Below are 10,494 nucleotides of genomic sequence, written 5' to 3'. Positions count from 1 at the left end.
TGTAAAGAAATATCCCCCCCATTCCGTCTTTTGTAGTTTGTCTTGCGAGCTTTACCCGCCGAAGCCAACCTACGCTAAAATACAAGCTTCGGCAGGTATACCTTGGCGTAGGAGGGGTTTCTTAGCGTGGCAATCTCGCCGAAGGCGGAAAAGGAATGGGAAGGAGCCACCCCCTATGCTTGTCATTGCGAGTGTTTTGAAACGCGGCAATCTCGTTTTTCTTACGCTTTGAAACATAAATTTTGTCATTTTATAAACGGAGAACAAATATGCAAACCAACAAATTTGATATCTGGGTTCAAAATAGTATGATTCGCATTTTGCCAAACTGTAAGCCAAAAACTAAAAAAAAAGAAATAGAAATTACAACTGCTGGCAATGAAGTTGCTTGTTTTCAAGTTGGGGTTAAGGGGTTATCTGAGAAATTAAGAGATTTAAAAGTAGAGTTTAATGTAGAAGTGGGCGATATAATTTCCAAAGAAGGTGATGTTATTCCCAACAGTAGCGTAGAGGTTTTATATACAGAATATGTGCCTGTGCATTGGAACTCAGCAGGTAACCCGCCCGAAGAACTGGAAGGAGAAGCACCAGGGTTTTTCCCTGACCCTCTTATGCCTTCTTTGTGGAGAGGGCGTTGGAATAAAGAGAAGTTTTCAGATACACTGGGTGTGTGGGTACGAATTTTTATTAACCCTGATATTACGCCGGGTAAGTATGTTGGAAAAATTGCGGTAAGTCTTGGTGAAGAAAAAAAAGATGTAAAATTTGTTATTGAAGTTCTGCCTTTTAGTTTGCCAAAAAAGTCTCATCTGTTGATGACTAACTGGTTTAGGACAGGACCGGTTATAAACTTTCATAATCTTGAACCTTTTACGGAGGAGTTTTGGAAGGTTATAGAAATATACGCAAAAAATCTTGCTTCACATAGGCAAAATGTTGTTCTTACACCTCTTTTTTCTATTGGGACTACCTGTTATAAAGATAATATCAAAAACGAAAAATCTCTTATTGATATTGTTGAGAAATCTTCAGGAAAATATTCGTTTACTTTTGATAATTTTGATAAATGGGTAGAGATATTTTTTTCACACGGTTTTGAACTTATTGAGGGTAGCCACCTTGCTCGTCGTTCTACTAACCCTACTGCGGTACTTTTGCTAAGAGTGGGGAAAAGTAAAAAAGAACAACTTATTTTTCCTTCCACTTTGGATGAAGGATACAGAAATTTTCTTAAACAGTTTCTTTCAGCATTAGAAAAACATCTTATTGAAAAAGGATGGCTTGAAAAATTTTGCCTACACGTTTCTGACGAACCAACAGGAAGCCAGTTTGAACCTTATACAAGTTTTGTAAAATTTATCAAAAATGTTGCTCCTGGAATAAAGACTATGGACGCTATGGGGGAAGAAAAATTTGCTCCTTACGTGGATTATCCTGTTCCGCAGGAGAGTAAGTATGAGAGTTTTGCTGAAAAGAGTGGAATATCTAAAGACCAAATATGGTTCTACTACTGTTGCGAGCCGACAGGTCCTTGGCCAAACCGTTTTATTGACCTGCCTCTTATACGTCTTCGAATATTCACTTGGCTTGCTTTCAAGTATAACATAAAAGGATTTCTCCATTGGGGTCTTAACCATTGGGACTGGCATCCACCCTATTATCGAGAAGATCCGTACAACCCTTACGACAATACAACTGGAGGTAGCCTTCAAGCTGGAGATAGTTTTGTTATCTATCCTCCTCGTATGCCGAGCCAATCTCACGAACCTGTTGATTCTATCCGTTGGGAAATTATACGGAAGGCAATGGAAGATTACGAATACCTTTACTTGTTAAGGGATTTGATGCAGAAAGGTAAAGGTAGTGAAAAAGATAGAGAAGAAGGGAAATCCCTTATGAAAGAATTTAATGAAAAAATTGTTCCTGATTTTACTGGGCATACTCGTGATGTGAAATACCTTGAGGATTTTCGTTTGCGTGTGGGAAAAACTATTGTAAAACTAAATCAATCGACTTGATTTAATACAAGAGGGTTGAGAGTGAATTTAGTAATACGGCTTCAAAACTGTTGCAAAAAATGGTAAAAAAGCTTATAATAATGCTACCTGTCTTTATTCCAACAATTACGGAGGGTTAGTCTAACGGTAAGGCAGCGGACTTGAAATCCGCCGTCCGCAAGGACATGGGGGTTCGAATCCCTCACCCTCCGCCTACGCTCTGAGAAACCCCATGTCCTAAAAGGGTGCAGGGAAAAAGGTTTTCCCTGCGTCTTTCGTATTGGGGAGAGGAACATTAAGGAGAGGGTAGCTCTTCTCCTTAAAGAGCGAAGCGAGACATGGTGGGTTCGAATCCCTCACCCTCCGCCTACGCTCTGGAAAACGAGCTTCGGCGGATAAATCCGCTCACTAATTATGTTCTATGTTTACGCTCTGAGAAACCCTATATCAAACTTGTTTCATTCATTTCTTATTGGACTACTGCCGTTTTATTTGTTATTATATTTATAAAGTATTGATAGATATTTTAATCATTGTAGGACAAAATTAAAATAGCGAGTAAATTTAACACTACTGCTGATAATTCTATAAAATAATTATGCAAAAACCATACTATAATAAACCTGATTTCACTCTGTATAATGCCGATTCTTTGAAGTTAATGAAAGAATTTCCTGAAAATTTTTTTGATATGATTTTTGCCGACCCACCTTATTTTTTATCTGGCGGAACTTTTACTTGTCAAAACGGGAAAATGGTAAGCGTCAAAAAAGGTGAATGGGATATTGGCAATGGGAAAAAAGAAAATTTTGAGTTTCATCTTTCCTGGATTAAAGAATGTCGTCGTATTTTAAAACCAAATGGAACAATTTGGGTTAGTGGAACGTATCACTCAATTTACCAGTGTGGTTTTGCTTTGGAACTACAAGAATTCCATTTTTTAAATGATATTGCGTGGTTTAAGCCAAATGCATCACCTAATTTAAGTTGTCGTTTTTTTACTGCTAGCCACGAAACTTTAATTTGGGCAAGGAAAGAAAAGAAAGTAAAGCATACTTTCAATTATAAAGATATGGTTGAATGGGATGATAACTATCAAAAAAATGTTAAGTGTAAATATTGCGGTAAAAGCAATCGTTATGAGATTTTGCATGAAAAAGATAAGCAAATGCGTAGCGTTTGGGCAATAAATACCCCAAAAAGAATTGAAAAAACTTTTGGGAAGCACCCAACACAAAAATCATTAGAAGTACTAAAAAGAATTGTTATAGCAAGCACAAATAAAGGGGATTTAATTTTGGACCCATTTACTGGAAGTTCAACAACGGGGTTAGCAGCTTATTTATTTGGCAGAAAGTTTATCGGGATCGATAATGAAAAACCGTTTCTTGATTTATCAATAAAGAGATTTGAAGAATTGGATAAAAATATGAAAAACAAGAGTAAGAATAGATGATATTATGAAAAAAATATCTTTTTATGAAACAACCTTAAATTGCAACACAGAAGATCAGGTCTTTAGTTTTCTGATATCAAATTTAAAGCCAAGTAATACAATTTGGTCATATTTTGTTAACTGGGAAAAAGTCTTTACCAATACGAAGCAAATAGAGATTGCTTTAAATAACTTGAATTATTTGATTGGGAAAGATGATTTTGATAAGGAATTTAAGTTTTTATTGAAAGAAAACCCAAACATTGCAAAAGTCATCCCTGCTTTAGTAGTACGAGATGGTAGGAATACTAAAAAATTTAAAATTCTTGTAGATTTTCAAAGCAAGAAACTTATTTATGAAGATTATGATTTTTCTAAAACAGATATTTCTGATAAAGATATAGAAAAGTATTTACATTTTGTACAAGAAACAGGGCTCAAATATTTAATTACTGATAATAAAATTAAAAATTTAGTAGATTATATGATTGGCGTTGAAGCAGGGCTTGATAGTAATGGAAGGAAGAATCGAGGCGGGCATGCAATGGAAAATATCGTTGAAGTTTTTATTAAAGATGTTTGTGCGAAAAGTAATTTCAAGTATCTAAAAGAAGCAAACGCTGCAAAGATTAAAAAAGAGTTTTGCTATGATGTGCCCGTTGATAAATCTTCTCGTCGTTATGATTTTGTTATTTACAATGGTAAAGAATTATTTATCATTGAAACAAATTTTTATGGCGGTGGTGGTTCAAAATTAAAATCTACTGCTGGAGAGTATAGAACTTTGTTTGATGTTTTAAATGGAAAATACAAGTTTTTATGGATTACCGACGGAATGGGTTGGAAAACAACTACAAAACCTTTACGTGAAACTTTTAATCATAATGATTACCTCTTTAATCTTGCTATGCTTGAAAAAGGTGTTTTGGAATTTTTGTTGAACCAAACTTATGAATAAATTAACTATGTTCTATGTTTACGCTCTGAGAAACGAGCTTCGGCGGATAAATCCGCTTAAAAATATATTGAGGTTAGTTTAACCCCAAACGGAGGTGCTAATGAATGTGTTGGAGAATGTTCCTTATAGAGAGGAAGGAATGGGTAGAAGAAGGCCTGTTGATGAAAAGTATTTGCAGATTATGCAGATTGCTTTAAAGCCCGGACAAAGTGTGCCTAAACATCAAGCCAATTCAAATGTGCATCTTCTTGTGTTAAAAGGTTCTCTCTCTGTTAACCTTAATGGAGAAGAGAATAACCTTGTTGAGGGAGACCTGTTGCCGGTTGCTTTTGAAACAAGTATGTTGATAAAGAATATAGGTAACGAAAATACTACTTTTCTTGTATTAAAAACACCTAACCCTCTTGAAATGCTGAAAAAATAAGATATTATTTAATTTATATTAAAAAGTTTTTGTGCGTTTTGGTATGATATTTGTTCTCTTGTCTGCTCTGGACATTTCATTACGTTTAGTTTAATTAACGCTGATGTTACTTCTTTAAAGGGTGCGCCAGTACCAAAAAACAGGTGGTCTTGACCAATAAGTTCTGCAATCTGTGCAATCTCTTGCCCGTAAGCAGAAGATAATCTTGAAATTTCAAAATATAAATTTGGGTATTTAATAGTGCCATCTAATTTTTTGAGTTGTGAAGGATATACATAACATTCTGTTATAACTATTCTTGAATTTGGAACAATAAGAGATAGAGCGCCTATCTCGTCTACTGTTAGGGTTGTTTGTGTGTCCATCCAATGTCTCTGTCTTACATCAACCAATCTTGAAGGAATAAATATAGGGATATTAAGTTCTGTTGCAACTGTAACTATCTCTGTTGCGCAAGCTTGGTTTAAGTTATAGTTGTGGTATTGTGGTACCAACCGAAGCCCTTTCATTTTGAGTTGTGTTGAACAATCCTGTAAATCTTTTTCCCATTTAGGATATAATGGGTTTAATGTAGCAATACCTGTGAAGAAATCAGGATATTTTGATATTTGGTTTGCCAGTTCAAGGTTGGCATCGTGACAGTTTTTATAAAATACTCCGTTGGTGTTTACAACTGCTGCCTTTGTGATACCTTTATCTGTTAAAAGTGTTTTTAACTCTGAAATGTTCTCGTTAGGAATTTGCCTGAAAGGCCAGTGACCTGTTGCTGTGTTTATATCAAAAAGCATTGTTACCTCCGCTCTTTAAGAATGTTATTAAAATTTCCAGAAAATATTTTTCTTAGTTGTTTTTCGGATAGTTTTGCATCAAGAACTTTCCCAACACCTTCATCCATAGAACCGTCTGTTGCAAACAAAACTCGGTCTTCACCAAGTGTTTTGACTGTCTTTTTTACTATACCTGTGTCTATTACGCTACCGCTTGTATCTATATAAAATTTTGCATTTTTTTCAAGGTCTTCTAAAACTCTAAGAGTCCACTCCCAATCGCCACCTCCTCCTATGTGTCCCTGCACAATTATGGTGTTAGGAAACATCTTGACTGCTTTTATAAAATGGCTTGAATTGCTTAAACGTGTTTGTAATTTTATATCTTTAGGGTTTGTTAGTTTGCCTGAATGCATTAAAACAGGTACCCCCAACTCTGCGGCATACGACATAACAGGGGTTAACGCCGGGTCGCATACAAGGTATTGGTGGTATAATTTTACTCCAGCCATATTTCCTTTTATAATACATCTTTCCATCTCTTTAAGACTTTCTTGTATGTAACCGGGATTTAAAAAACAGAACCCTATAAATCTTTCTGAAAACTTCATAGCTTCCAATACGGCATTGTTTACTGTTGTAACGTCGCTTGGTGAAGGAGAATCAGGTGTTAAGGGGCGGGAAACGCAAATCTTTTCAATACCGAGAGTATCAGCGGCGTTTAGTAGTGATTTAGCAGATTCGAGGTCTAAAACTTTGTTTTTCAACCTGATATGGTTATGGAAATCTATTGATTTATATTTTTTTATTTCCCAAAATGTTTGGTGCAGTTCTTTTCCCATAAGGGTTCTCCTTTTATATATCTTTATTTTAACATATCATAAGGATAGTATATGATTGTAAAAACTTCAATTATATTAAATCAAATTATTGTTCTGTGTCAAAAGTTCTATTATTGCTATATCCTATTATATGATTGTATTATATTTAAATCACTGATATAATGAATTTTATGAAGAAAACGAGAATAATTAGGCTTGTTGTAATAGCAATATTTCTGTTTCTTATAAGGTTGTACGTTGTGCAGGGGTTCAAAACTTTTGGTAAGAGTATGGAACCAACTTATATGGATGGAAGTTTTATTTTTGTTGATAAATTGACGTACAAGGTGCGAACTCCACGTAGAGGAGAAGTTATTGTTTTTAGGACAAAAGAGAAACCATACTTATATTTTGAGAAGAGGGTTTTGGGGTTGGCTGGAGAGAAGATTGAAATAAAAGACGGTAATCTTTTTGTTAACGACAAACAAGAGGTAGAAGAGTATTTATCTGAAAAGAATAGTTGGGATGTTGAGCCATTTGTAGTAAGGCAGGGTTGTGTGTTTGTGGCTGGAGATAATAGAAGTATGCCTCATAAGTTTCATTTATTGACTCAGGTTGATATTAAAAATATTATAGGTCGGGTTATTGGAGGTAAATGAGAACACGTTTTTTGGTTATTGTTTCTGCTGTACTGTTTGTTGTGCTTGTTTTTGTGGCAGTAAAATATTTTTTTACCTCAGAAAAAGAGAGGGTATTGAAAACTATGAGGGTGGCAGAAACTTGTCTTGAAAAGAAAGACCATATCGGGTTTATGAAACAACTTTCTATGGAGTACTTGGATGACTACGGGCACACCTGGGCTACCCTTTTCTATTATGCCAAGAGTTTGTTAAATCAGTATGAAGATATTAAAATATCTTTAAGTCAGGTCAACGTTGTTATAGAAGGTGAAGGTAAAGAAAAGAGGGCTATTGTTAGGTTTATAGGCGAAGGGAGAGGTAAAACTCTTTCGGGAGAATCTGTTGGTGAGGTTGGAAGTTTTATGGTTGAAATGAAGAAAGAAGGTAGTAAATGGAAAATTGTGAAGTTGGGTGAAAACCCGTACTCTTTTTATTGAAAAAATGGAAATAATTATTAAAAAAGCATCTTTAAAAGATGCGTCTGATATTTTGCATGTTCAAATGGCTGCTTTTGAAAGTGAAGGAAAGTTGTATAACGATTTTACTATTTCTCCTCTCGTTGAGACTATTGAACAGGTTGTTAAGGATTTTGATACACATATTATTCTTAAATCTGTTTTAAATAATGGTCAGTTGGTAGGTTCTGTTAGGGGAGTTATGCAGGGAGATATCTGTTGGTTGAGCAGGTTATCTGTTCTACCTGAATACCAAAAAAAAGGGATTGGAACAAATCTTATGCTTGAAATAGAAAAATGTTTCCCTAAGGCTTGTAGGTATGAGTTGGCGGCTGGGAGCAAAAGTTATGGGAATATAAACCTTTATAAAAAACTTGGGTATGAACCGTTAGAGGAGATAAAAAAGAATAATGTAATATTATTGCGTATGGGTAAAACTTCTAAAAAGGAGATAAAAAATGGATTTTGATAGGATTTTAGATTGTTTGGCAAAGATTGGTTTAATCTTCTTTATGTGTGGATTTTTGCAGACAAGTAGTCTAAAAGCAGAAAAGTTTCAACTTATGATTGAAGATGTTTCAGGGCTTAAAACTACTTGGCCAATGATAGGAAGTCTTGCGTTTCCTCAAGGCGTATTGAAGGATATATCTTCTGTTCGTTTAATGAGCAACGGAGTGGAGGTGCCTTCACAAGTAGATGTTTCGGCAACCTGGCAAGATGGAAGTATAAGATGGGCTTTGGTAGGGTTTACTGCTTCTCCGCAAGGTAAATATTATGTTGAGTATGGGGCTGGGGTGAAGAGAAGCCAGTTAAAAAATCCTTTAAAGGTAATACCCGGTTCAGAGGCAGGTTTTACTATAGATACAGGGGTTGCTTCATTTAGGTTTGATAAGGATAAACTTCTGCCTGAAGAGGCTTGGATGATCTCTGGTAAAGAGAAAAAACAGTTCTTGAAAAATTCAGGGGCAGGTGCGTATTTAATAGATAATAAAGGCAGAAGAGCAACAGTAGCAGGTGAACTGGCAGAGATAGAGAATGTGTTTTTAAAAGAAGGTCCTGGAAGGGTCGCTCTTAAAAGGTCAGGGTGGTACGTGACCAGTGCAGGAGAAAAACTTGCAAGAGCAGAGGTGTGGTTCTATTTCGCAGTTGATTCTCCTGTTGTAAAACTCACTCATTCGATTATATTTACCGAAAATACAAACAATGTTTGGTTTAAGGATTATGGGCTTGATTTTAAGACTGCCTCTTCTCCTTTAGATGTATACTGTCCAATAGGTGAATTCAATTCTGAGGATATAAAAAAGGTGACATCAGAAAACCAAGAAGTTTATCTGCTTCAAGATATGTACCCTCATTTTGCTGAAAGGGTATATAAAGCTGTGATTGGTAAAGGGGAACAAGTGGTTGAGGAGTTTAAAATTGCAGGTGATTGGGCTCACGGAGATTACGGAAATTTTGGGATTACTCTGGTAATGCCATTTTTAGCAGAACGGTTTCCTAAGGAAATCTCTTTCGGACCTCAAAGCACAAAAGCGGTGTTATGGTCAGGTCGTAGTGGTAGAGAACTTGATTTTCGTGTAAAAACTCTTGTGAAAGAGTATTTTGAGAGATGGGTTACTGAAGGGCTTGGTATAACATCAGATAAAGAACTTGAATCTATCGGTAGTAACGCTCAAGGGACATCTCGAACTCACGAAATATGGTTTGTGGTGCGTAATGGTTCCTATAATCAGGATGTAGTAAAAAAACAAGCGGTTGCATGCTCAAGGGCACCTCTTGTTATAGCGGAACCGTCTTGGCTTTGTGCTACCGAGGCTTACGGAAAACAACCTATGTTACATAAAGATACTAAAATGTTTCCTGCTGAAGAATCTCTTATCTCGGATTATTGGGATAGGTTGATTGTTCCATTAAAAGTTTTTCCAATGACAGGGTATATTGCTTGGGGATGTTATCCAGACAGGTCTTTTGGTGAGGTTAAGGGTAAGTTGATGTCAAGCCATCATGCTTTGTCAAACCTTAGAGAGTATGGTTTACGTAGCGAACCTTGGAGGCTTTATGCAAGGAGCGGTGAAAGACAATATTATGATTGGGCTCACCGTTTTAGTCGTTTTACAGGTGACTGGCATGTTATCCATTGGGATGTTCCAAATAAGCAGAAAGGAAGTTTTACTACAGCATCAGGAGGTGTTGGTAGGTCAGGTAAACTGCCTCTATTCTGGGGTGAAAAGTCCAGACCGATGTTTCTAAACTCTGGTGTTATTAACCATTGGCTTCTTGAATATTACCTTACAGGCGACGAGAGGTCTCTCGATATTATATATAAAGTAAAAGATTCTTTTATTAAAAACAATTGGAAGGTAAACAAGAGTATAGGCGCTATGGGGTTAAGGATGCTTGGACCGTTATTTAAACTCGATTGGGATGAGAACACTCTTAAGTTGGCAAAAGAGGTAGCACACGCTTGGATAGATATGGAAAGCCAAAACGGGTTAAAAGAAGCAGGTTATGGTCCTTTATACAAAGATCATCGTACCGGTTTTGCTCTTGCAGAGTATTATCTTGAGACAGGCGACGAGTTGGTAAAAGAGGCTATATTAAAACTTCTTGACCAGAGGTACCGTTTTGACCGTAGGTACAGACCTGCTGGGCATAAAAACCACGACCTGTTTATGCATTCTCTTGCCTACTGGTTAACAGGCGAAGATAAGAATAGATACGTAGTAGAACAGACACTTCAAGATGCTCTCTATTATAAAAGTATATATCCGTTTTCTGAGGACCTTAAAAAGAAGCCAGATAATCTTCTTAATTGGCCTAACCTATATATTTCGCCTATGTTTCCAGGCCCTCGCAGGAGCGTATATCTTGGGCAACACGAGTTTCATAACCCGTTTATAGGTATACCTACTGCTTTAAAATTGTTGTCAAAAGAAGGACGTACAGGAAAGCGTGCT

General features: G+C 36.2%; 10 protein-coding genes and 1 tRNA gene. 9 read left to right on the top strand and 2 right to left on the bottom strand.

Annotated elements, in window-relative coordinates; translation table 11 throughout:
- The first annotated feature begins 269 nt into the window (after nt 1-269).
- The 5 genes from M0P98_08065 to M0P98_08045 all read left to right on the top strand — a co-directional run bounded on the left by M0P98_08065 (nt 270) and on the right by M0P98_08045 (nt 4,814).
- A complete protein-coding gene (locus M0P98_08065; GenBank protein ID MCK9266805.1) occupies nt 270-2,018 on the top strand; it encodes a DUF4091 domain-containing protein in 1,749 nt (582 codons plus the stop codon).
- Between the two features lie 109 nt (nt 2,019-2,127).
- Nucleotides 2,128-2,209, top strand: a tRNA-Ser gene (locus tag M0P98_08060).
- Nucleotides 2,210-2,595: 386 nt separating this feature from the next.
- Nucleotides 2,596-3,453, top strand: a complete 858-nt coding sequence (locus M0P98_08055) for a site-specific DNA-methyltransferase (protein MCK9266804.1) — start codon at nt 2,596-2,598, stop codon at nt 3,451-3,453.
- Between the two features lie 4 nt (nt 3,454-3,457).
- On the top strand, nt 3,458-4,390 hold the full coding sequence (locus M0P98_08050) for a type II restriction endonuclease (protein MCK9266803.1): 933 nt from the start codon (nt 3,458-3,460) through the stop codon (nt 4,388-4,390).
- Between the two features lie 100 nt (nt 4,391-4,490).
- Nucleotides 4,491-4,814 carry a hypothetical protein gene (locus M0P98_08045; protein ID MCK9266802.1) on the top strand — a complete coding sequence of 108 codons (324 nt, stop codon included), beginning with the start codon at nt 4,491-4,493 and terminating at the stop codon, nt 4,812-4,814.
- Nucleotides 4,815-4,822: 8 nt separating this feature from the next.
- Here the strand turns inward: M0P98_08045 and M0P98_08040 are convergent, their stop codons facing one another.
- Together M0P98_08040 and M0P98_08035 are read right to left on the bottom strand one after the other, a co-directional pair.
- Complete coding sequence (locus M0P98_08040; GenBank protein MCK9266801.1) at nt 4,823-5,602, bottom strand: amidohydrolase family protein; 780 nt, start codon at nt 5,600-5,602, stop codon at nt 4,823-4,825.
- A gap of 2 nt (nt 5,603-5,604) precedes the next feature.
- Nucleotides 5,605-6,423, bottom strand: a complete 819-nt coding sequence (locus M0P98_08035; GenBank protein MCK9266800.1) for an amidohydrolase family protein — start codon at nt 6,421-6,423, stop codon at nt 5,605-5,607.
- 170 nt (nt 6,424-6,593) lie between these two features.
- On the opposite strand from M0P98_08035, the gene lepB reads away from it, so the two are divergent.
- From lepB to M0P98_08015, 4 genes are all read left to right on the top strand, one after another.
- Nucleotides 6,594-7,061 (top strand): signal peptidase I, encoded by a 468-nt coding sequence (gene lepB, locus M0P98_08030; GenBank protein ID MCK9266799.1) that lies wholly within the window; start codon nt 6,594-6,596, stop codon nt 7,059-7,061.
- Nucleotides 7,058-7,519: a hypothetical protein gene (locus tag M0P98_08025; protein MCK9266798.1), complete on the top strand. Its 462-nt coding sequence runs from the start codon at nt 7,058-7,060 to the stop codon at nt 7,517-7,519. The genes lepB and M0P98_08025 overlap by 4 nt, the downstream gene beginning before the upstream one ends.
- Before the next feature lie 4 nt (nt 7,520-7,523).
- Nucleotides 7,524-8,006: a GNAT family N-acetyltransferase gene (locus M0P98_08020; GenBank protein MCK9266797.1), complete on the top strand. Its 483-nt coding sequence runs from the start codon at nt 7,524-7,526 to the stop codon at nt 8,004-8,006.
- A partial coding sequence (locus tag M0P98_08015) for a hypothetical protein (protein MCK9266796.1) occupies nt 7,996-10,494 on the top strand: 2,499 nt, incomplete at its 3' end. The genes M0P98_08020 and M0P98_08015, both read left to right, overlap by 11 nt.

Source organism: bacterium, assembly GCA_023230585.1.
Taxonomy (GTDB): Bacteria; Ratteibacteria; UBA8468; order B48-G9; family JAFGKM01; genus JALNXB01.
This window is presented reverse-complemented; position numbering and strand designations above follow the sequence as displayed.

Excerpts from the sequence above, each read along its gene's own strand:
- M0P98_08025 (MCK9266798.1), top strand. The coding sequence starts at position 7,058 with ATGAGAACACGTTTTTTGGTTATTGTTTCTGCTGTACTGTTTGTTGTG.
- M0P98_08040 (MCK9266801.1), bottom strand. The coding sequence starts at position 5,602 with ATGCTTTTTGATATAAACACAGCAACAGGTCACTGGCCTTTCAGGCAA.
- lepB (MCK9266799.1), top strand. The coding sequence starts at position 6,594 with ATGAAGAAAACGAGAATAATTAGGCTTGTTGTAATAGCAATATTTCTG.
- M0P98_08055 (MCK9266804.1), top strand. The coding sequence starts at position 2,596 with ATGCAAAAACCATACTATAATAAACCTGATTTCACTCTGTATAATGCC.
- M0P98_08050 (MCK9266803.1), top strand. The coding sequence starts at position 3,458 with ATGAAAAAAATATCTTTTTATGAAACAACCTTAAATTGCAACACAGAA.
- M0P98_08035 (MCK9266800.1), bottom strand. The coding sequence starts at position 6,423 with ATGGGAAAAGAACTGCACCAAACATTTTGGGAAATAAAAAAATATAAA.
- M0P98_08020 (MCK9266797.1), top strand. The coding sequence starts at position 7,524 with ATGGAAATAATTATTAAAAAAGCATCTTTAAAAGATGCGTCTGATATT.
- M0P98_08045 (MCK9266802.1), top strand. The coding sequence starts at position 4,491 with ATGAATGTGTTGGAGAATGTTCCTTATAGAGAGGAAGGAATGGGTAGA.
- M0P98_08065 (MCK9266805.1), top strand. The coding sequence starts at position 270 with ATGCAAACCAACAAATTTGATATCTGGGTTCAAAATAGTATGATTCGC.